Annotated in this window: 19 protein-coding genes; 8 read left to right on the top strand and 11 right to left on the bottom strand. The window is 68.1% G+C overall.

The annotated features are described in order from the left end of the window. Positions 1-153: 153 nt before the first annotated feature. The 3 genes from ACSVDM_RS30370 to ACSVDM_RS30360 all read left to right on the top strand — a co-directional run bounded on the left by ACSVDM_RS30370 (position 154) and on the right by ACSVDM_RS30360 (position 4,421). Positions 154-2,199, top strand: a complete 2,046-nt coding sequence (locus ACSVDM_RS30370) for an ATP-dependent DNA helicase (protein ID WP_067498257.1) — start codon at positions 154-156, stop codon at positions 2,197-2,199. Between the two features lie 93 nt (positions 2,200-2,292). Continuing rightward, complete coding sequence (locus ACSVDM_RS30365; RefSeq protein WP_439269110.1) at positions 2,293-2,991, top strand: hypothetical protein; 699 nt, start codon at positions 2,293-2,295, stop codon at positions 2,989-2,991. Positions 2,992-3,116: 125 nt separating this feature from the next. After that, positions 3,117-4,421 carry a glycosyltransferase 87 family protein gene (locus ACSVDM_RS30360; protein ID WP_439269109.1) on the top strand — a complete coding sequence of 435 codons (1,305 nt, stop codon included), beginning with the start codon at positions 3,117-3,119 and terminating at the stop codon, positions 4,419-4,421. On the opposite strand, the gene ACSVDM_RS30355 is transcribed toward ACSVDM_RS30360, so the two are convergent. From ACSVDM_RS30355 to ACSVDM_RS30330, 6 genes are all read right to left on the bottom strand, one after another. Then, the gene (locus tag ACSVDM_RS30355) at positions 4,392-5,204 is read right to left on the bottom strand and encodes a hypothetical protein (protein WP_439269108.1); all 813 of its coding nucleotides are present in this window, start codon (positions 5,202-5,204) and stop codon (positions 4,392-4,394) included. The genes ACSVDM_RS30360 and ACSVDM_RS30355 overlap by 30 nt on opposite strands. Before the next feature lie 186 nt (positions 5,205-5,390). Then, entirely contained in the window at positions 5,391-5,945 is a 555-nt protein-coding gene (locus ACSVDM_RS30350) for a DoxX family protein (RefSeq protein WP_439269107.1), read from the bottom strand. 183 nt (positions 5,946-6,128) lie between these two features. Continuing rightward, a complete protein-coding gene (locus ACSVDM_RS30345; RefSeq protein ID WP_439269106.1) occupies positions 6,129-6,542 on the bottom strand; it encodes a hypothetical protein in 414 nt (137 codons plus the stop codon). 64 nt (positions 6,543-6,606) lie between these two features. Further along, on the bottom strand, positions 6,607-7,968 hold the full coding sequence (locus tag ACSVDM_RS30340) for an NCS2 family permease (protein ID WP_439269105.1): 1,362 nt from the start codon (positions 7,966-7,968) through the stop codon (positions 6,607-6,609). A gap of 98 nt (positions 7,969-8,066) precedes the next feature. Continuing rightward, on the bottom strand, positions 8,067-10,637 hold the full coding sequence (gene glgP / locus ACSVDM_RS30335) for an alpha-glucan family phosphorylase (RefSeq protein WP_439269104.1): 2,571 nt from the start codon (positions 10,635-10,637) through the stop codon (positions 8,067-8,069). Between the two features lie 246 nt (positions 10,638-10,883). Then, positions 10,884-11,324, bottom strand: a complete 441-nt coding sequence (locus tag ACSVDM_RS30330; protein ID WP_439269103.1) for a VOC family protein — start codon at positions 11,322-11,324, stop codon at positions 10,884-10,886. A gap of 79 nt (positions 11,325-11,403) precedes the next feature. Here ACSVDM_RS30330 and ACSVDM_RS30325 point away from each other — a divergent pair, with 79 nt between their 5' ends. The 3 genes from ACSVDM_RS30325 to glgB are packed head-to-tail and all read left to right on the top strand — an operon-like array spanning position 11,404 to position 16,204. After that, the gene (locus ACSVDM_RS30325) at positions 11,404-11,994 is read left to right on the top strand and encodes a TetR/AcrR family transcriptional regulator (protein ID WP_439269102.1); all 591 of its coding nucleotides are present in this window, start codon (positions 11,404-11,406) and stop codon (positions 11,992-11,994) included. A gap of 52 nt (positions 11,995-12,046) precedes the next feature. Beyond that, positions 12,047-14,047 carry a maltotransferase domain-containing protein gene (locus ACSVDM_RS30320; protein ID WP_439269101.1) on the top strand — a complete coding sequence of 667 codons (2,001 nt, stop codon included), beginning with the start codon at positions 12,047-12,049 and terminating at the stop codon, positions 14,045-14,047. Then, positions 14,048-16,204, top strand: coding sequence for a 1,4-alpha-glucan branching protein GlgB (gene glgB / locus ACSVDM_RS30315; RefSeq protein WP_439269100.1), 2,157 nt, complete (start codon positions 14,048-14,050; stop codon positions 16,202-16,204). Positions 16,205-16,263: 59 nt separating this feature from the next. On the opposite strand, the gene ACSVDM_RS30310 is transcribed toward glgB, so the two are convergent. From ACSVDM_RS30310 to ACSVDM_RS30300, 3 genes are all read right to left on the bottom strand, one after another. Then, positions 16,264-17,118, bottom strand: a complete 855-nt coding sequence (locus ACSVDM_RS30310) for a tetratricopeptide repeat protein (RefSeq protein ID WP_439269111.1) — start codon at positions 17,116-17,118, stop codon at positions 16,264-16,266. A gap of 61 nt (positions 17,119-17,179) precedes the next feature. Continuing rightward, positions 17,180-17,545, bottom strand: a complete 366-nt coding sequence (locus ACSVDM_RS30305) for a DUF3817 domain-containing protein (protein ID WP_439269099.1) — start codon at positions 17,543-17,545, stop codon at positions 17,180-17,182. Positions 17,546-17,636: 91 nt separating this feature from the next. After that, the gene (locus ACSVDM_RS30300) at positions 17,637-18,821 is read right to left on the bottom strand and encodes an acetyl-CoA C-acetyltransferase (protein ID WP_067498221.1); all 1,185 of its coding nucleotides are present in this window, start codon (positions 18,819-18,821) and stop codon (positions 17,637-17,639) included. An 89-nt stretch (positions 18,822-18,910) separates the two neighbouring features. Here ACSVDM_RS30300 and mce point away from each other — a divergent pair, with 89 nt between their 5' ends. Then, positions 18,911-19,372: a methylmalonyl-CoA epimerase gene (mce, locus tag ACSVDM_RS30295; RefSeq protein ID WP_067498218.1), complete on the top strand. Its 462-nt coding sequence runs from the start codon at positions 18,911-18,913 to the stop codon at positions 19,370-19,372. A gap of 86 nt (positions 19,373-19,458) precedes the next feature. Continuing rightward, positions 19,459-20,463 carry a hypothetical protein gene (locus ACSVDM_RS30290; protein WP_067498215.1) on the top strand — a complete coding sequence of 335 codons (1,005 nt, stop codon included), beginning with the start codon at positions 19,459-19,461 and terminating at the stop codon, positions 20,461-20,463. Positions 20,464-20,560: 97 nt separating this feature from the next. Here ACSVDM_RS30290 and ACSVDM_RS30285 read toward each other — a convergent pair whose 3' ends face one another. Together ACSVDM_RS30285 and nucS are read right to left on the bottom strand one after the other, a co-directional pair. Beyond that, on the bottom strand, positions 20,561-20,854 hold the full coding sequence (locus ACSVDM_RS30285; RefSeq protein WP_067645043.1) for an ATP/GTP-binding protein: 294 nt from the start codon (positions 20,852-20,854) through the stop codon (positions 20,561-20,563). 11 nt (positions 20,855-20,865) lie between these two features. Further along, complete coding sequence (nucS, locus tag ACSVDM_RS30280; RefSeq protein WP_067498208.1) at positions 20,866-21,615, bottom strand: endonuclease NucS; 750 nt, start codon at positions 21,613-21,615, stop codon at positions 20,866-20,868. Positions 21,616-21,759 lie beyond the last annotated feature (144 nt).

Here is a 21,759-nt window from a genome sequence, read left to right as displayed (position 1 = left end):
AGCGCAAGTCTCGAGCGCTGTTCGCGCGGCCCTCCAGGGGCCGCGCTCGAGCGCGCCAGCGCTCCAAAAACACAGCCCAATACCTCCTGCAATCACAAGACCCCGGATCCTCCACCCGCGAACCTGTCCGACCCCACGGATAAGCTGCCTTGCGTGCCCGAACTCCCCCCCGTCGCCGACCTGCTCGCCACCGCCGTGCATGCCCTCGGCGGCACCGAGCGCACCGGGCAGACCACCATGGCCACCGCCGTCGACCACGCGATCGACACCAAGGAACACCTGGCCGTGCAGGCGGGGACCGGCACCGGTAAGTCGCTGGCCTATCTGGTGCCGAGCCTGCGGCACGCGGTGCGTACTGGGCGAACGGTCGTGGTGTCCACGGCGACCATCGCGCTGCAACGTCAGCTCGTCGACCGCGATCTGCCCCGTTTGGCCGAGGCGCTCACCAAACCGCTCGGTCGCGTCCCGCAGTTCGCGATCCTCAAGGGCCGCAACAACTATCTGTGCCTGAACAAGATCAACAGCGTGATCCCCGAGGACACCGGCGGCGAGGCGGAACTGTTCGACGCCTTCGCCATCTCCCGCCTCGGCCGCGAGGTGCAGCGTCTCAACGAGTGGGCCTCCGACACCGAGACCGGTGACCGCGACGAACTCGCCCCCGGCGTGAGTGATCGGGCCTGGCGCCAGGTGAGCGTGTCCTCGCGCGAGTGCCTCGGCAAGACCCGCTGCCAGTTCGGTCAGGACTGTTTCGCCGAGAAGGCACGCGCGGAGTCGGCGCAGGCCGATGTGGTGGTCACCAATCACGCGCTGCTGGCCATCGACGCCATCAGCGGCATCCAGATCCTGCCCGAGCACGATGTGGTCGTCATCGACGAGGCGCACGAACTGGTCGACCGGGTCACCGGCGTCGCCACCGCCGAATTGGCCGCACCCGCCATCAGCGCCGCCGCCCGCCGCTGCACCAAGCTGGTCGACGAGCGCGAGGTCGACCGGCTCGAGGGCGCCGCCGAAGCCTTCCACCAGGCCATCGAGGACCTGCCTGCCGGTCGCTGGGACCAGCTGCCCGACGGCATCGCCCCCGTTCTCGCTCTCGTGCGCGATGCCGCCTGGAACGCGCGCACCGCGCTCGCACCGCAGGGCAGCGTGAAAACCCAGGACGACCCGGACAACGCCGCCGCCAAGACCCTGGCCGTCGCCGCGCTCGACGAGGTGCACGACGCGGCGGTACGCGCGCTCACCGCGTTCGAGGAGTCCGATCCGGCCGCGCGCCACGATGTCATCTGGCTCTCGGCCGACGAGGTGCGCGGTGTCGCGCGCCGCACCCTGCGGATGGCGCCGCTGTCGGTGGGTGGGTTGTTGCGCAGCAGGCTCTTCGGCACCGCGACCGTCATCCTCACCTCGGCGACCCTGCAGATCGGTGGATCGTTCGACGGTCTCGCGATCACCTGGGGCCTGCCCTCGCAGTCCTCCGGTAAGACCGATCCGGCATTGGCCAACGGCGCGACGCCACCGGCCGACGCCGAGTCGGTGCGCTGGAGTTCCCTCGACGTCGGTTCCCCGTTCGACCACGCCAAGTCGGGCATCCTGTACGTCGCCAAGCATCTGCCCGCCCCGGGCCGCGACGGCCTCTCCCCCACCTACCTCGACGAGATCGAGCAGCTCATCACCGCCGCGGGCGGGCGAACGCTCGGCCTGTTCTCCTCGATGCGCGCGGCCAAGGCGGCCACCGAGGCGCTGCGTGAACGGCTCGACACCCCGGTGCTGTGTCAGGGCGACGATTCGATGGGCGCGCTGGTGCGCAAGTTCGCCGACGACCCGGCCACGTCCCTGTTCGGCACCCTGACCCTGTGGCAGGGCGTCGACGTGCCCGGCCCCTCGCTGAGTCTGGTCATCCTGGACCGCATTCCGTTCCCCCGCCCCGACGACCCGCTGCTCACCGCACGTCAGCGCGCGGTCGAGTCGCGTGGCGGCAACGGGTTCATGGCGGTGGCGGCCAACCATGCCGCGCTGCTGCTCGCCCAGGGCACCGGCCGGTTGCTGCGCAGTGTCGACGACCGCGGGGTCGTCGCCATCCTCGATTCGCGCCTGGCGACCGCCCGCTACGGCGGTTATCTGCGGGCCTCACTGCCGCCGTACTGGGAGACCACCGACCCGCAGGTGGTAGCCAAGGCGTTGCGCAGGCTTACCGCATCCGCTTGAGCGGCACAGTTTTTCACCGCGAGTCGTGCAATCCGGGTGACCACACCGGCGAAATCACTACCAGCCGAATGTGACCCGTGAGACGGTTGGGTGATGACGCACCACGCCGATGGCGAGGTACTCGACGAATTTCTGGTCAGCGCAAGATCTTTGGCCGAGTACCGCGCGATGTTCTGCCTGTCCGACGACGACCTGTCCGGCCGACGCATCCTCGACTGCCCCGGCGGCGCGGCGAGTTTCGCCGCCGAGGCCAGTGCCCTCGGTGCCGAGGTCACCGCGATCGACCCCATCTACGCGAGCGAGCCCGGCGAACTGGCCGCCCGCGCCGTCCCCGAAACCGAGCGCGCGGTCGCGTGGGCGCACCGTCACGCGGGCCGCTACCGCTGGGACTGGTACGGCGGCACCGCCGAGCAGGCCGCGATGCGCCGCGCGGCCGCCGCCCGCTTCGCCGTAGACGTGTGCGCCGCACCGCACCGCTACCTCGCCGGACGCCTGCCCTCGCTGCCGTGCGCCGACGGCTCCTTCGACCTGGCGTTGAGCTCGCACCTGCTGTTCAGCTACGCCGACCGGCTCGACGCCGACTTCCACCTGGCCGCCCTGCTCGAACTCACCCGGGTGGCCACGGTCGAGACCAGGGTGTACCCGCTGCTCGACTACACCGGTGCCCCGCTCGACGACCTTGTCGTCCACCTGCGAACCGAACTGCACGACAAGGGTATCCGGACCTCGTTACGCAAGACTCGCTACGAGTTCCATCACGGCGCCGACACCATGCTCACCCTGCACGCGTGAGCCGCAGGTCAGCGCGGTTCTACAGTGTCCAATTAATAGACGGTGCCTACCGAGGGCGACCCCCGGAGACCGGCGCGGTAGGTTCTTAGTCGTGCATACGACGCGAGCCGGCCGGTAGCACGGCCGTGGCGGAGAGATCTCGACGCGCGGAATTGCCGCGCATCACCCTGACGCTCATCCTGCTACTCGGTACCGCAGCCCTCGGCGTGACGCTGCTGTTCACCACCATGGACCCGCACATGAACAGCGGCGGCATCCTCGCCGGCGGCCTGGACGTGCACATCTACCGCGACGGCGGCTGGCGAGCGCTCCACGACAAGGCGCTCTACATCGAGCCGACCCACTACGGCCTGCTCTACACCTATACGCCGTTCTCTGCCCTGGTGTTCCTGCCGCTGCTCCTCGTGCCGTGGGACCTGGTCACCTCGGTCTGGTTGGTACTCAACCTGGCGGTTCTGGTGGTGTGTGTGCTGCGGAGCTGGCGGATGCTCGGCTACCGGGTGACGCCGCGCCTGGTCGTGCTCAGCATGCTCATCGGCCTGGCCTGCACCTTCATCGAGCCGGTGCGGACCACGCTGTACTACGGGCAGATCAATCTGTGGCTGATGATGCTTGTGCTGTGGGACTTCTCCCGCGGGCCCGACAGCAAGTTGCGTGGCCTGGGCGTCGGTATCGCGGCGGGCATCAAGTTGACCCCGCTGTTCTTCATCGCCCAGTACGCGGCGCAGCGCCGGTGGCGGGCGGCGCTCACCGCCGCACTCACCTTCGTGGCGACGATCGGGCTGACCGGCCTGATCCTGCCGCGCGATTCCTACCAGTACTGGACCTCCACGTTCTTCCAGTCGGGCCGGATCGCCCCCGATGTGCATCCGTCGAATCAGTCGCTGCGCGGCGCGATCGCCCATCTGCTGCACGACCCGGCGCCGGTGTGGTTGTGGTTGCTGATCGCGGTGCCGGTGGCGCTGGTCGCGCTGTGGCTGGCGGCCGTGCTCGTTCGCCGCGACGAACCGCTGCTGTCGGTGACCCTGGGCGGCCTCACCGCCTGCGCGGTGTCGCCCTATTCGTGGGGCCACCACTGGGTCTGGTTCGTGCCGCTGCTGGTGTACCTGATCCACCGCGCCCAGACCCGGTTGCCGTGGTTCCTCGCCGCCGCCGGACTCTATGTGGCGGTCGCGGCCTGGACCTACACCTACACTCCCACCTGGGTCAGTGTCGGTACCTTCCTCCTGCCGCCGTGGTGGCCCTTCCATCAGGTGCTGCTGAACATCTACGTCATCGTCTACCTGATCGTGCTCGTCGGCATCGCGGTCCACGTGTTCAGGGGAAGACCGAAACCGGCGGTGGCCGAAGAGATTTCATCTCCGGCCGCCGCCATCGACACCGTGGTGATCCCGGAGAAGCTACCCGCACGCCCAGTCGAAAACGCCTGACTCCAGGTCGAGTTGGGCGTTGCCGCCGCCGAAGTTCATGCCCGAGATCTCCTCGATCTCGAGGTAGTAGGGCGTGAGCCCCTCGGGCAGCGCCTGCACGGGGAAGGCGGTGCCGCCGAGATGGGAACGACCGAACAGCGGTTCGGCCCACGGGGTCCAGCCCGCATCGTCGGTGAGCGGGTCCTGGTAGGCGGTGTCGGGCACGTACTCGACGGGCGGGATGCCGACATTGGGATCGTCGACGCGCTCAGCCAGCCACACACCGATGGTCGGGTGCACGTCGTCCCAGGCATTACAGCCCTCGTCGCTCGCGGCGGGCGAGCCGGGCGGGCGGATATCGGCGGGCGGCGCCACCGGCCCGGCCTCGAATTCCTTCTCGGTCAACCAGATCAGCGCGAACACCCCGCCGATCTCGTCGTGCAGCAGATTCAGTTGCGGGTGCAGACGGGTGGCGACCAGGTCACGCGCCAGCGGGTCGTCGGAGCCTGCGTCGGCCTCGACCGGGGCGGTCGCGTCGGCGAACTGCCCCTCGCCCTGGAAGAACGCGATCGCCGGGAAGCCGGGTCCGCGCCGCTGGAAGTCGGCGGGCAGCCGCAGGGTGAGCGCGTGCATCATCGGCAGCCCGGTGACCGGTCCGCGCGGCCACGTCGCCGGATCGATGCCGGGACCTTCGCTACCGATCCACCCGGCGCGCACCGGCGAGACCAGCTCGAGCGGTTCACCACCCGGTGTCTCGGCCAGTTTGTCCGCCGAATCCCCGAACCCCAGGTCATAGGCCTTCATCGCAGCTCTCCTCTTCGACGCGCGGACGATGGTCGACACCGTGCGAGCGGTATCGCCGACGAGACTATCCGCCCCCGCCGACACCCGCGCACACTCCGGGCAACCCACAGCATCGAAAAAGTGACCAGCACATGACGAAAAAAGCGGCGCGGCAACCGAAGTCACCGCGCCGCCGGAACAGCTATGTCAGAGCGCGGCCTTGAGGATCAGCGTCAGTACGGCCGCCGCGACAGCGATGCCGACGGCCGCCGCACCCCACACCACACCGTGGCGCGCCCACGGACGACCGGCGTCGAGCGAGAACCGGCCGGGGCCGGTGAAGGCCAGCGCGCCCGCGACCAGTGCGAACAGCAGCGGGGTGGTGAAGCCCGGGACGGCGGGATCGGTCGGGAAGAGACCACCGGCCCACATCACGTTGATCGCGTTGATCATGGTGCCGAGCACGATGGCGCCGGCCAGCGGGGTGAACAGGCCGAACACCAGCAGCAGGCCACCGACGAGTTCGGTGACACCGGCCAGCGTGCCGAACAGTTCGCCGGGGTTGTAACCCATGGCGGTGAAGCTGTCGGCGGTGGTCTGCCACCCCATGCCGTTGAACCAGCCGAAGAGTTTCTGGGTGCCGTAGGCGGCCATCAGGCCGCCGAAGCCGATGCGGAGAACCAGCAGGCCGATGCTGGTCGCGGTGGCCTCGTCGGTAGTAGCGGTGGTACTCGGAGCGATGCGCGTGGCGGTGTCGGTCATGGCGTGTCCTCATCTGCGATTCGAAACATCTCGCAACCGGACTGGAGTCCGATTGCCCACTCGGTCACAACCCTGGGCCCGAAAGTACTATTTCACGACAGCCATCCTAAGGGTGTGATCCGCGTCACAAAATAACAAAAAGGGCCACCCCTTTCGGGGCAGCCCTCTTCGCGAAAGCTCAGTTCACCACGCCATGGTCGCGTAGCTCACCAGCGTGCTCTCGGACTCCTGCGACAGCTTCCAGGTGCCGTCGACGTCCTTCCAGGTCACCGGGATCGGGAAGGTGTAGTCACCGAGGGTGCTGTTCAGCGTGGCCGACAGGGTGTCACCCTCGACGCTGACCGGACCGGAGACGCTCCAGCTGTAGCCGGGGATGCGGTTGACCGTCTGGTTCACGACCGCGAGGCCGCCCGGGTTGCCCGACTCGAGCTCGGCGGCCGAGCCGTTCATGGCGGCCTGCAGCTTGCCCTGCAGCTCACCGGCCGACGGGGTCGCCGGGGCGGCGATCGCGGCGGGGGCGGTGGCGACGACGGCAGCGGTGACCGGCGCGAAGAGAGTGGCAACCGCCAGGGACGCGGCAGCGAACGAGCGCTTCATAGGTAAATCTCCTTCAAGTTAGGCAAGCCTAGGCTGAGTATAGACATACCTACGCCCGGAGCACCTACTCGACCAGGAAGAAGAAGTAGGCGAGGAACAGCACCATCAGCGCCCACATCGCCGGGTGCACTTCCCTTGCCCGACCCTTGGCGACCATCACGACGGGGTAGAAGATCATGCCCATCGCCAGCCCGTTGGCGATCGAATACGTCAGCGGCATCATGATGACGGTGATGAACGCGGGCACCGAGTACTCGAGATGCTGCCAGTCGATATCGCCGAGCGCGCGGGCCATCAGCACACCGACCACGATCAGCGCGGCCGAGGTGACCTCGGCCGAACCAGCGATCACCGAGAAGACCGGATAGCAGAACATCGCGATCAGGAACCAGCCCGCGGTGGTCACCGCGGTGAGCCCGGTCCGACCACCGGCCGACACACCCGCCGTCGATTCCACGTACGCCGTGGTCGTAGAGGTACCGATGATCGCGCCCGCGGTGGTGCCGACCGAGTCGGCGGCCATCGCACTCGCCGCACGGGGCAGCGTGCCGTCCTTGTTGAGCAGGCCCGCCTGATTCGCGACGCCGATCAGCGTGCCCGAGGCATCGAAGAAGTCGACGAACAGCATGGTGAGTACGACGACGATCATCTGCCCGGTGAACGCGTCGGGCAGATGGATGATGGCCTGCCCGAAGGTCTCGTCCAGCCCCTTGGGCATCTCGGCGATGCCGTCGGGCACCTTCACCAGCCCCGAGACCATGCCGACGACCGTGGTGGCGACGATGCCGTAGAGCACCGCGCCGTGCCAGCCGATCACCAGGAAGATCACGGTCACCACCAGGCCGAACAGCGCGAGCAGGGTGGTGCCCTCGGTGAAGTCACCGAGCGAGACGAGAGTCGCCTCGTTGTTGACCACGATGCCCGCGTTCTTGAGCCCGAGGAACGCGACGAACAACCCGATACCCGCGCCGACGGCGAACTTCATCTGCAACGGGATCGCGTTGAGAATCCGTTCGCGGACCTTGGTGATCGCGAGCACGAAGAAGATGACGCCGGACAGGAACGTGCCCGACAACGCGACCTGCCACGGAATGCCCATGCCCAACACCACGGTGTAGGCGAAGAAGGCGTTGAGCCCCATACCCGGCGCGAGCGCGATCGGATACTTGGCCCACAGACCCATCACCAGCGTGCCGAACACGGCGGCGACGGCCGTCGCGGTGAACACGGCCTGCATGGGAATGCCCTTGTCGCCCAGCGCACCTTCGTCGCCGAGGATCGACGGGTTCACCGCGAGCACATACGACATCGCCAGGAACGTGACCGTGCCCGCCATCGCCTCGCGCTTGAAGGTTGACCCGGTCGACGTGATACCGAAGTATCCGTCGATGCGCCGCCGGGCGCGGGTTACGACATCGCTGGCCATGACTCTCCAGTCCGCGGGTTCAAAGAAGAAGGATGCCCAGGAACGGTAGCGGAAAGTTCACTGAATCGAAGAACCCGCGATCGCCCGGGGGTGTAGGGTCACGCGCCCGCGACGGCCACCACGCCGAGTTCGGCGTCGGTGGCGAGCAGGGGATTGTGGGGAAGCACACGAACCGTGTATCCGACCGCACCCGAGAGCGGAACCGGCGCGTGCACCTCGTAGAGCTCCGTCGCGCCGTCGCTGCCGGTGTGCCGCATCTCGATGGTCGTGGTGTCGGACAGGTCGTCGTCGGGCGACACCCGCCCGAGTACCGCCTGCACCACCACATCCGAAGGCGCGAGCCCACCGAGTTCCACGCGCGCGTCCAGCGACACTTCCGCACCGATCACCGGGGTGTCGGGCAGTCCCGCGCTGTCCACCTGGGTGACGCGCACCGAAGGCCACGCGGCCTCCACCCGCCGCCGGTACTCCGCGACCCGCGCCGCGCCGGCGTAGTCGTCGGCCGACGCGGTCGCGAATGCCGCGGCCGCCGGACCGTAGTACTGCTCGGCGTAGTCGCGGACCATGCGCGAGGCGAGCACCTTCGGGCTGGTGGTCTGCAGGGTGTGGCGGACCATCTCGGTCCACCGGACCGGCACGCCGTTCGCGTCCCGGTCGTAGAAGCGGGGTGCGACGGTGCGTTCGACCAGGTCGTACAGCGCCGCCGCCTCGAGGTCGTCGCGGCGCACCTCGTCGCGCACACCGTCGGCGGTGGGGATCGACCAGCCGTTCTCACCGTCGTACATCTCGTCCCACCACCCGTCACGGATAGACAGGTTGAGCCCGCCGTTGAGCGCCGACTTCATGCCCGACGTGCCGCACGCCTCGAGCGGGCGCAGCGGATTGTTCAGCCACACATCGCAACCCCAGTACAGGTAGCGGGCCATCGACATGTCGTAGTCGGGTAGGAAGACGATGCGGTGCCGCACGGCCGGATCGTCGGCGAAGCGGACAACCTGCTGGATGAGCGCCTTGCCGCCGTCGTCGGCGGGGTGACTCTTGCCCGCGACCACCAGCTGCACCGGGCGTTCGGGATCGAGCAGCAGGGCGCGCAGCCGGTCGGGGTCACGCAGCATGAGCGTGAGGCGCTTGTAGGTCGGCACCCGGCGGGCGAAACCGATTGTGAGGACATTGGGGTCGAAAACCTCGTCCACCCAACCCAATTCGGCCTCGGCGGCGCCGCGCTGGTACCAGGACTCGCGCAGCCTGCGGCGGACCTCCTCGATCAGTACCCCGCGCAACGTGTTGCGGGTGGTCCACAGCTGCTCGAGGTCGACGTCGCTGAGCTTCTCCCAGCCACGCGCCTCCTCCACCAGTTCGGGGCCGACGAGTTCGCGTGCTTTATCGATCCATTCGCGGGCGGCCCAGGTCGGCGCGTGCACGCCGTTGGTGACCGAACCGATCGGCACCTCGGCGGCGTCGAATCCCGGCCAGAGCCCGGCGAACATGTCACGGCTCACCTCACCGTGCAACCGCGAGACGCCGTTGGCGCGCTGGGCCATCCGCAGACCCATGTGCGCCATATTGAACACCGACGGATCGGCCTCGCGACCGAAAGCGAGGATCCGGTCGACGGAAAGCCCTGGCAGCAAGGCGGATTCGGTCTCACCGTGGGCGCCGCCGAAGTATCTGCGCACCAACGGCATCGGGAACCGGTCGATACCGGCGGGCACCGGGGTGTGGGTGGTGAACACCGTCCCGGCCCGCACGGTCGCCAGCGCGGTGTCGAAATCCAATCCCTCCGCGACGAATTCGCGGATCCGTTCCACTCCGAGGAAACCGGCGTGGCCCTCGTTCATATGGAACACATCGGGGTCGGGCAGGCCGTTGGCGCGGGTGTAGGCCCGCACCGCGCGCACCCCACCGATACCCGCGAGAATCTCCTGCTTGATCCGGTGATCCTGATCACCGCCGTAGAGGCGGTCGGTCACCGCGCGCAGTTCCGGGTCGTTCTCGGCGATGTCGGAGTCGAGCAGCAACAACGGGATCCGCCCCACCTGGGCGATCCACACCCGCGCCCGCAGCACCCGCCCCTCCGGCATGGCGACATGGATCAGCACCGGCGAACCGTCACTGGTGAGCAGGCGCAGCGGCAGACCCTGCGGGTCGAGCGCCGGGTAGTGCTCGCGCTGCCACCCATCGGCCGACAGCGACTGCCGGAAGTACCCGGACCGGTACAGCAACCCCACACCGATCAGCGGCAGACCCAGATCCGACGCCGCCTTGAGATGGTCACCGGCGAGGATCCCGAGCCCACCCGAATAGTTGGGCAGCACCTCGGTGACACCGAACTCCATCGAGAAGTAGGCGATCCCCGCCACCCGGGTGGTGTGCTGCTCCTGGAACCAGCGCGGCCTGCTCAGATAATCACGCAGGCCTTCGGCGGCCGCGTCGACGCGCGCGAGATAGGCGGGGTCGGCGGCGAGCTCGTCGAGCCGCTCGGCGGGCACCTCCCCCAGCATCCGCACCGGATCCTGGCCGACCGTGCGCCAGAGCTCCCGGTCCAGGTCGGCGAACAAATCCTGGGTGGGGCCGTGCCACGACCACCGCAGGTTCGTCGACAACTCACCCAGCGCGGCGAGCCGCTGCGGCAGATGGGCACGGACAGTGAACCGACGAAGTGCCTTCACCCGCCAAACACTAGCTGGGCTGTCCGCCTCCCCGCGACTTCAGGCCAGACTCAGGCGCGGGGTGAGTTGGGGACGCGGCAAGCTTTGGGGAGGTGGCTGGGTGAGCCCGTTCCCGGGGAGTTACCCATGTGCTCGCCTGCTGCTGGGGAGACTCAAGCCAGACTCGGGCGTGGGGGACTTTGTGTCGGCGGCTAGGCGGAGTCGCGGATCAGCGTAGGCCCGTTCTCGGTGAGTTGTTCCCTGTGCTCAGTCGGTTGCTGTGGCGCCTGGGGTGAACTGGGCGGCGAACTCGGGGGTGGGTGGGGTTTCGGTGATGACGTCGATCAGTACGCCTGATGGGTCGGCGAGGATGAAGTGGCGTTGGCCGAAGTCTTCGGTGCGTAGGTCTAGTTCGGCGGGGAGGCCGCCGGTGACGACCATTCGTTCCCATTCGGCGTCTACGTCGTCGACCTCGAAGTTCAGCAGTAGGCCCTGGACGGGTTTGCCGTAGCCGGCTGGAACGGTGGGGTGGGTTGGATCGAGAAGGGCCAGTTCGCAGGACGGTTCGCCGTCGCGGCCGGGGCGACGCAGGCTCACGTACCAGTCGGCTTCGAAGGTGATCTCGAAGCCGAACCAGGTGGTGTAGAAGTCGCGCGATTCCGGGATCCGGGTGGTGGCGAGGACGGGGTAACAGCTGCTGAGCCGCATGGTGTTCACCTTTCACATACCGTTGGTATGTGTCGTAGGCTAATTCACATACCGGCGGTAGGTCAATGGGAGGACGGCGATGGTTTCGACGGCACGGGCGCAGCAGCGCGAGGAGACCAGGCGCCTGTTGCTGCGGGTGAGCAGGGAGCTGTTCGCCGCGAAAGGCTATGCGGCAGTCGGCCTCTCGGAGATCGTCACCGCAGCCGGTGTCACCAAAGGCGCGCTGTATCACCACTTCGAGAGCAAGGCCGACCTGTTCAAGGCCGTCCTCGCGCAGGTGCAGCAGGAGGTCGGCGAGCAGGTGGCGGCCGCCGCCGACACCGAACCCGACCCCTGGACCCAGCTCACCACCGGCTGCGCGGCGTTCCTGCGCGCCTGCGCCGACCCGCACATCCAGCGCATCATGCTGGTCGACGCCCCCGCGGTACTCGGCTGGCACGAGTGGCGCGCCCTCGACGAGGCCAATTCCGCCCGCCACCTGGGCGAGGCGCTGCAAACCCTCGTCGACGCGGGCACGCTGCCCCCGCAGCCGGTCACCCCGCTCACCCACCTGCTCTCCGGCGCCATGAACGAGGCAGCCCTCTGGCTGGCCACCAATCCCGGCTCCCTGCCCGACGCCCTCGCCGCCCTCGACCGACTCCTGGCCGGTCTGCGCACGCCCCTGCCCTGACCTCGCGCGCTCGTCCCGGCGATCGGGCGCGGTGTGCAGTACCTTGGCATGGGTGAGCGGCCGGATTGCCATCGATGACATTGCCCCGTCCATCGCAGGCGGCCGCCCGGCCAAAGCCGTGGTCGGCGAGGTTTTTCCCGTCCGGGTAGTCGTCTGGCGGGAAGGCCACGACGCGGTTGCCGCGAGCCTGGCCGTGCGCGCGCCCGGATCCTCGCGCGTCACCCGCATCCGGATGACGCCCGACTACGAACCCGACGTGTTCAACGCGGTGTTCACCCCCAACGTGCCCGGCGTGTGGACATACCGGGTCGAGGGCTGGAGCGATCCCATCGCCACCTGGCGCTCGGCGGTCGAGGCGAAGCTGTCGGTCGGTCAGTCGGCCGCCGATCTCGCCAACGATCTCGAGATCGGCGCCCGCCTGTTCGAGCGCGCCGCCCAGGCGGTGCCGAAGCGACAGTTCGAGCGGCTGCACGCCGTCGCGAACGCCCTGCGCAGCGAGGAACAACTACCGGCGCGCGTGGCGCCCGCCTTCACCGAGGAAGTCGCCGAGATCCTGCGGGCCACCCCGTTGCGGGAGATGGTCACGCGCGGTCAGCAGTTCTCGGTGCTCGCCGAACGCCGTCGCGCCCTCGTCGGTTCGTGGTACGAGTTCTTCCCCCGCTCGACCGGTGGCCGCGACGCCGAGGGCAACCCGGTGCACGGCACTTTCGCCACGGCCGCCCGCGACCTGCCCCGCATCGCGGGCATGGGCTTCGACGTGGTGTACCTGCCACCGATCCACCCCATCGGAACGGTGAACCGCAAGGGCCGCAACAACTCCCTGACCACCGAGCCCGGCGATGTCGGCTCACCCTGGGCCATCGGCTCGGCCGACGGCGGTCACGACGCCATCCACCCCGAACTCGGCAACGAGGCCGATTTCACCGAGTTCGTCGCCAGGGCAACCGAACTCGGCCTCGAAGTGGCCCTCGATCTAGCCCTCCAATGCGCCCCCGACCATCCCTGGGTCACCGAGCATCCGGAATGGTTCACCACCCTGCCCGACGGGACCATCGCCTTCGCGGAGAACCCGCCCAAGAAGTACCAGGACATCTACCCGGTCAATTTCGACAACGACCCCGACGGCATCTACGCCGAGGTGCTGCGGGTGGTGCGCCACTGGATCGCGTTGGGCGTCAGCATCTTCCGCGTCGACAACCCGCACACCAAGCCCGCCGACTTCTGGGAGTGGCTGATCGCGCAGGTGCGCCGCACCGACCCCGACGTGATCTTCCTTTCCGAGGCCTTCACCCGCCCGGCCCGCCTATACGGCCTGGCCCGGCGCGGATTCACGCAGTCCTACACGTATTTCACCTGGCGCGTGCACAAGTGGGAACTCACCGAGTTCGGCTACGAACTGGCCGCCAAGGCCGACGAAGCACGGCCCAACCTGTTCGTGAACACCCCCGACATCCTGCACGAGAGCCTGCAGCACGGCGGCCCCGGCATGTTCGCCCTGCGCGCCGCCCTCGCCGCCACCCTCAGCCCCACCTGGGGCGTGTATTCGGGCTACGAACTGTTCGAGCACGAGGCCGTGCGCCCGGGCAGCGAGGAATACCTGAACTCGGAGAAGTACGAACTGCGCCCGCGCGACTTCGCCGCCGCCCTCGATCGCGGTGAGTCGCTGGAGCCGTGGCTCACCCGGCTCAACGAGATCCGCCGCAATCACCCCGCGCTGCAACAGTTGCGCTGCATCCACTTCCACCACGTCGACAACGACGCGCTGATCGCCTACTCGAAATTCGATCCGGTCAGCGGCGACGCGGTGCTGGTGATCGTCAACCTCAACCCCTACGCCGCCGAGGACGGTCACGTCAGCCTGGACATGCCGGCGATCGGCCGCGAATGGCACGACCACCCGGTGGTGTTCGACGAGGTGAGCGGCGAGGAATACCACTGGGGCCAGCGCAACTGGGTGCGGCTCGACCCGGCACGCGCGGTCGCCCACATCATCGCCCTGCCCGCGGTGCCCGCCGAAGCTCGTGCGGCCCTCGCCTTCCGGCGGAGCTTCTAGATGAAGCGCCGCGATCTGATGCTGCTGGCGGCGGGTACCCATCCCGACCCGCACACCGTTCTCGGCTCCCATCCCCACCCCGACGGCACCGCCGTGCGCGTGCTGCGCCCGCACGCCGACACGGTGACCGTCCTCGTCGGCGGCGCCGAACACCGGCTGAAGTCGTTGGGGCACGGCATCTTCGCGGCCGTCCTGCCGTACCCCCGGATCGACGACTACCGGGTGCGCACCGAATACCCCGGCGGCCCGACGGTCGTCACCGCCGACGGCTACCGCTTCCTGCCGACCGTCGGCGAATTCGACCTGCATCTCATCGGCGAGGGCAGGCACACCAGGCTTTGGGAGGTGCTCGGCGCGCATCCCCGCCACTACACCACCCTCGACGGCGATGTCGACGGCACGTCGTTCGCGGTGTGGGCACCCAACGCGCGTGGCGTCACGGTATTCGGCGACTTCGACCACTGGGGTGGGCAATCGGCGCCGATGCGCGCGCTCGGCACTTCCGGGGTATGGGAGGTCTTCGTTCCCGGTGTCGGGCCGGGCACGCGCTACAAGTACCGGGTGCACGGCGCCGACGGTCGCGTGGTCGACCACGCCGACCCGCTCGCCTTCGCCACCGAGGTGCCACCCGCCACCGCGTCGGTCGTGGCCCGCGCCGACCACATCTGGGGCGACAGCGCCTGGCTCGACCGGCGCGCGAGCACCGATGCCATCCGCTCCCCGATGAGCGTCTACGAGGTGCACCTCGGCTCCTGGCGCCCCGGCCTGAACTATCGCGAACTCGCCGAGCAACTGGCGGATTACGTCCGGGCAGCGGGTTTCACCCATGTCGAGTTGCTGCCGGTGGCCGAGCACCCCTTCGGCGGTTCCTGGGGCTACCAGGTCACCTCCTACTACGCGCCGACCTCGCGTTTCGGCACCCCCGACGACTTCCGCTGCTTCGTCGACCACCTGCACAACGCGGGCATCGGCGTGCTACTCGACTGGGTGCCCGCCCATTTCCCGCGCGACGAGTGGGCGCTGGCCCGTTTCGACGGCACCCCGCTCTACGAACACCCCGACCCGCGCCGTGGCGAACAACTCGACTGGGGCACTTACGTTTTCGACTTCGGCCGCAACGAGGTGCGCAACTTCCTCGTCGCCAATGCCACCTTCTGGATCGAGGAATTCCACATCGACGGCCTGCGCGTCGACGCCGTCGCCTCGATGCTGTACCTGGACTACTCACGTCCGGCGGGCGGCTGGGAACCGAACATCTACGGCGGGCGCGAGAACCTGGAAGCCGTCGACTTCCTGCAGGAGCTCAACGACACCGTGCACGGCGCCCACCCCGGCGTGGTGACCATCGCCGAAGAATCCACCACCTGGCCCGGCGTCACCCGTGGCACCGACGTGGGCGGCCTCGGATTCACCATGAAGTGGAACATGGGCTGGATGCACGACACCCTCGGCTACCTGGGCCGCGACCCCATCCACCGCGCCTGGCACCACAACGAGATGACGTTCTCCCTCGTCTACGCCTGGAGCGAGAACTACCTGCTGCCGATCAGTCACGACGAAGTGGTACACGGCAAGGGCACGCTGTGGACACGCATGCCCGGCGACGATTTCGCCAAGGCGAGCGGCGTGCGCGCCCTGCTCGCCTACATGTGGTCGCACCCCGGCAAACAACTGCTGTTCATGGGCCAGGAATTCGGCCAGTTCCGCGAATGGGACAACGATCGCGGCCTCGACTGGTACGAACTGGAAAACCCACTGCACCAGGGCATTTCGACCATGGTCGCCGATCTCAACCGCACCTACGTGGCACATCCGGCGCTGTGGTCGCAGGACACCACCCCCGGCGGGCACGCCTGGATCGAGGCCGACGACAGCGCCGCCAACGTCTTCGCGTTCCTGCGCTGGGGTAGTGACGGCAGCGCGGTCGCGTGCGTGTTCAACTTCTCCGGCGCCACCCACGAGAACTACCGGATCGGCTTGCCGCACACGGGTTCCTGGTCGGAGATCCTCAACACCGACGCCACCGGATACGGCGGTTCGGGTATCGGCAACCTCGGTGCCGTCACGGCCGAGGACACCCCCTGGCACGGCCATCCCGCCTCGGCAACCGTGCGACTCGCCCCGCACAGCGCCCTCTGGCTGAGCGCGCCCGCCTGACGCCGGACATGCGACGGGCCGCCCAGGCATACTGCCGGGCGGCCCGTGGTCGATGGGTGTCAGTACAGCGCGGCGGCCAACTTGCGACGCGCGGCGATCACGAAAGGCTCTGCCTGATCGAACAATTCGAAGAGTTCGAGCAGGCGGGTGCGGGCCCGGTCACGGTCGTCGCCCGCGGTGCGCTTGACGACGGCGATGATCCGGTCGAACGCGGCCTCGGGACGCTGCTCGAGCAGTTCCACGTCGGCGGCGTCGAGGGCGGCATCCAGATTGCCCGGATCGGCGTCGGCGGTGGCGACCACGCTCGGGTCGATCTGCTGGGCCCTGGTCAGGAACTTCAGCTGCCGCAGCGCCGCCTTGGCCTCGGCATTGTTCGGTTCCTCGGCGAGGATGGCCTCGTAGGCGGCTTCGGCACCGGCGATGTCACCTTCGGCGAGCGCGTTCTCGGCGGCCACGAAGCGCGGGTCGTCGTTCTCGGGTTCGGCCGGCGCGCCGTTGCCCTCGAGCTTGCCCGCGGTCGCCTCGACGACCGCGTCGAGCCACTGACGCACCTGCGGTTCGGGCTGAGCGCCTTCGAAGTCGGCCAGCGGCTGCCCACCGGCCACCGCGATCACCGTCGGAATGCCCTGCACCCGCAGCGCCTGGACGATGTTCATATTGGCTTCGGCCTCGATCGCGGCCAGATCCCACGCACCACGGTCGTCGGCGTTGAGCCGTTCCAGGGTGCGTACCAGCTCGACGCTGCCCGGGCTGCGCTGCGAGTACAGCGCGACAACCACGGGCACCTGCATCGAGCGTCGGATGACCTTGGTCTCGAAGTCGGCCTCGGTGACCGAATGGTCACCCGGCGCGCCCGCGCCACCCGGAGCGGCTGCAGGCTGCTTGAGACCGGACAGATCCACCGCCCCTGACATGGCAGCGGCGACGGCGGGCGAAGGACGACGGGAAGCGGGTCGAGTCACGGTTTCCAGTTTGTCACGAAGCGCTGGAGGTGGCAGCCGCGGCGCCCTTGCTGTTCGCACTCAGCTCACCGAGCTTGCCCGTGCGCACGGCCCAGGCCTCGAAGATCACGGTGAACAGCGGCGGGATGCTCGAGGCGAGCGCCAGGACGGTGGTCTTCCAGTTCCAGTTCAGCTCGCGGGCGGTGAGCAGCGCGGTCAGCACGAACAGCACGAAGATGCCACCGTGCACCGGACCGAAGATCTTCACACCGATCTCGTCGCCCTCCTCGGGCAGGTACTTGAACGCCATTCCGAGCAGCAGACCGACCCAGGAAATGGCCTCGAGCACCGCGAAGAACCGGAACCGACTCGCGACAGACCGCAGATCAAAGAAACCCATGCGCCCATTGTGCCGCATGACCTACGACACCGTGTAGTTGCACCCGTCACAACCGGCCCCGGAACTCACCGGGGCCGGTCGCGTCGAAATATCAGGCAGGCACGCGGATGATCAGGGCGTCACCCTGACCGCCACCACCGCACAGCGCGGCAGCACCCACGCCACCACCGCGGCGCTTCAGCTCCAGCGCCAGGTGCAGCAGGATGCGCGCACCCGACATGCCGAGCGGGTGACCGATGGAGATGGCGCCGCCGTTGACGTTCACCTTCTCCGGGTCGTAGCCGAGCTTCCTGGTCGAGGAGACACCGACGGCGGCGAACGCCTCGTTGATCTCGATCAGATCCAGGTCGGCGGGCGTGATGCCCTCCTTCGCGCAGGCCGCGAGAATCGCGTTGGCCGGCTGGTCCTGCAGGGTCGAATCCGGTCCGGCGACCTGACCCGAGGCACCGATCTCCGCGATCCACTCGAGCCCGAGCTCCTCGGCCTTCGCCTTGCTCATCACGACCACCGCGGCCGCACCGTCGGAGATCTGCGAGGCGGTGCCCGCGGTGACGGTGCCGTCCTTGCGGAAGGCCGGACGCAGCTTGCCGAGCGACTCGACGGTGGTGTCGGCGCGGATGCCCTCGTCCTCGGTGACGTAGACCGGGTCGCCCTTGCGCTGCGGCACGGCCACCGGCACGACCTCACCCTCGAACACACCGTTCTTCCACGCGGCCGCGGCACGCTGGTGCGAGGCGGCGGCGAACGCGTCCTGCTCCTCGCGACTCACCTTGTCGAGGTCGTTGCGGTCCTCGGTGAGCAGACCCATCGCCTGATCGGTGATGACGTCGTGCAGGCCGTCGTAGGCCATGTGGTCGACGAGGGTGGTGTTGCCGTACTTGAAGCCCTCGCGGCTCTTGGGCAGCAGGTGCGGAGTCTGGCTCATCGACTCCATGCCGCCGGCCACGATGATCTCGTGCTCACCGGCGCGAATCAGCTGATCCGCCAAGGCGATCGCGTTGATGCCGGACAGGCAGACCTTGTTGACGAGCACCGACGGCACGTCCATCGGGATACCCGCGGCGATGGCGGCCTGGCGCGCGGGCAGCTGCCCCGCACCGGCCTGCAGCACCTGGCCGAGGATCACGTACTGGACCTGCTCGGGCGCGACGCCACCCTTCTCCAGGGCGGCCTTGATGGCCACACCGGCCAGATCCGAGGCCTTGAAGTCCTTCAGACCGCCAAGCAGCCGCCCGACCGGGGTACGCGCACCGGACACGATGACAGAAGTGGTCACGCAAGCCTCGCATTCATAGTTCGAACCTGTACTCAACGGTAACCCCTGCGGACCGGCGGCTGGTACGCAGGTCGCGCTAGCTTCGTGGGGTGACCAATGCGAACTTCATCCCCGCCGACTACGTCATCGCCGTCGACCATGTGGGCATCGCCGTGCCCGACCTCGACACCGCGGTGGCCTGGTACACCGACAACCTCGGCATGGTCGAGACCCACCGCGAGGTGAACGAGGCCCAGGGCGTCGTCGAGGCGATGCTGTCGTGCCCGGCCGCCGCCGACCGCGCGACCGCCCTGCAATTGCTGGCCCCGCTCACGCCCGAGTCGACCATCGCCAAGTTCATCGACCGCAGCGGCCCGGGACTACAGCAGCTGGCCTATCGGGTCACCGATATCGAGGCCGTTTCGGGCTTCCTGCGCGAGCGTGGGCTGCGTTTGCTGTACGAGGCCCCTCGACACGGAACCGCTGATTCTCGCATCAATTTCGTCCATCCGAAGGATGCTGGGGGTGTGCTGATCGAGCTCGTGGAGCCGAACCCGCATGTTACGCACTAGTAGGCCGGTCGGACCGGGAAATCTCGGCGAGATCACATTCCCGGTCGAGTCTCCATCGTGTCGCTCGAGGCTGTATTTTGTGTGCCATGTCGTCACCTGAGTCCGATCGCAATCGCTTCGTTGCACTGCCCTTCACCGTTGTGCGCAAGGGTTATGCGCAAGACGAGGTGCGCAACTACTTCGACCGCTTCGACGCGGAGCTTCGCGTCACCGCCACCGACCGGGATGCTGCCGCCGCGCAGGCCCGCAATCTCGCCGCCCAGCTGGAAGACGCCCGGGACGAGATCGACGAGCTCCGCAAGGAGGTCGACCGGCTCTCCGTGCCGCCGACCACCGCCGAAGGTATGTCCGACCGTATCTCGCGCATGCTGCGCCTCGCCTCGGACGAAGCGTCCGAGGTTCGCGCACTGGCCCAGGCCGAGGCTGCCGAGATGGTGTCGATCGCCGAGCAGCAGGCCACCGAGATGCGTGGCAAGTACGAGTCGCTGCTCGCGGAGACCAAGGAGAAGCGCGAGGCGCTCGAGATCGAGTTCGAGCAGACCCTCGCGAAGGCGCGCACCGAGTCGACCAAGATCATCGAGGCCGCCCAGGCCGAGGCCGAGCGTCTCGCCAAGGAGGCCGAGGCCAAGCGCAAGGCCACCCAGCAGGACTTCGAGGCCACCATGAACGATCGGCGCACCAAGCTGACTCGTGCCATGGAGGAGCTCGAGGCCACCAGTCGCGCCGAGGCCGCCCAGCGGATCAAGGACGCGACCGACGAGGCCAACCGCCTCATCAGCTCCGCCACCCAGACCTCCGAGCGCAAGATCGCGCACGCGAAGGAACTGGCCGAGGAGATGCGCGTGCTGCGCGGCCGGGTCCTGGCCCAGCTGCTCGGTATCCGCGGTCAGCTCGACTCGGTGCCCGCCATGCTGGCGGCGGTCAACCGTGAGAGCGAGCTGCTCGACGGCGCCCCGGAGCGTAAGTCGATCAGCAACAACAACAATGGCAACAACAAGTCCGTCTCGGGCTCGCGCCAGAACAAGGCCATCCCGGAGGTCTCCGACGAGGACATCGTCGACGAGGACCGCGAGAGCGCCGACGTCAACTGACCCTGTCGGACTCTGCGACGACACGTCTACACCTGGAAAACCGGAGGCCACCTCGAATCATCGAGGTGGCCTCCGGTTTTCGACGTTTCGGCCGGGCTCAGGACCAGCGGCGCGTGATGCCCCGTGTGCGCCTGCCGTTCCAGCAACCCTGATGCCAGTGCCTACGGTCGTCCTCACCGCCCTCGACGGCCCACGCGACGATATGGGCCACCCCAGGCGCGATCTCGTGGTCACAGCCCGGGCAGCGGTAGGTCTTCACGGCACGCGCACCGGGAACCGTTCGCACGACATAGATCTCGTCGCCGCCCGGCCCCTCCTCGGTGCGCCCGTACACATCACCGAGCGGCGGCGGGCCGCTACGGCGTTCCTGGCGCGGTTTACGACGAGGCATGGCACTGCTTCCTAGAACAACCGGAAAACGTTGCTCTCGGTGCCACGCAGCTCGTCGTAATCGAGCGTGAGGCAACGGATCCCCCGGTCCTCGGCGAGGGTCTTCGCCTGCGGCTTGATCTGCTGGGCCGCGAACACGCCGCGCACCGGCGCGAGCAGCGGGTCGCGGTTGAGCAGTTCCAGGTAGCGGGTGAGCTGTTCGACGCCGTCGATATCGCCGCGGCGCTTGATCTCCACCGCGACCGTCGCGCCGTCGGCGTCGCGGCACAGCAGATCGACGGGGCCGATCGCGGTCATGTACTCGCGGCGCACCAGGGTGTACCCCTCCCCGAGCTTGGTGACGTGCTCGGCGAGCAGCTCCTGCAGGTGCGCCTCCACACCGTCCTTCACGAGGCCGGGATCGATACCGAGCTCGTGCGAGGAATCGTGCTCGATCTCCTCGATCGCGATGCGCAGTTCCTCGCCGGCCTTGTTGGTCACCACCCACAGGGCCTTGAAGTTGTTCTCGGGTGCCTGCATGGGCTCCTCGCGCAGCGGACGCACACCCTCGGGCAGTTCCGCAGGCGGGTTCAGCGAGGCGACGTCGCGCTCCTGGAGCCAGCACGGCGGGCTCATCCAGTTGAGCGGCTTGTACGAGCCGCCGTCGGAATGAACCAGCACCGATCCGTCGGCCTTGATGAGCAAGAGCCTGCGGGCCATCGGGAGGTGAGCGGTCAGCCGACCGACGTAATCGACCTGGCAACGAGCAATGACAAGGCGCACCCGGCCACTCTAGGGGACGCTCCGGAGAACGCAAAAAGGCCCTCCAGCGTGGCTGGAGGGCCTTTTTGTGAATGATTGTCCGGCGGTGTCCTACTCTCCCACACCCTGTCGAGTGCAGTACCATCGGCGCAGGTGGCCTTAGCT

It is taken from the genome of Nocardia sp. JW2 (genome assembly GCF_051843015.1).
Lineage (GTDB): Bacteria > Actinomycetota > Actinomycetes > Mycobacteriales > Mycobacteriaceae > Nocardia > Nocardia coubleae.
This window is presented reverse-complemented; position numbering and strand designations above follow the sequence as displayed.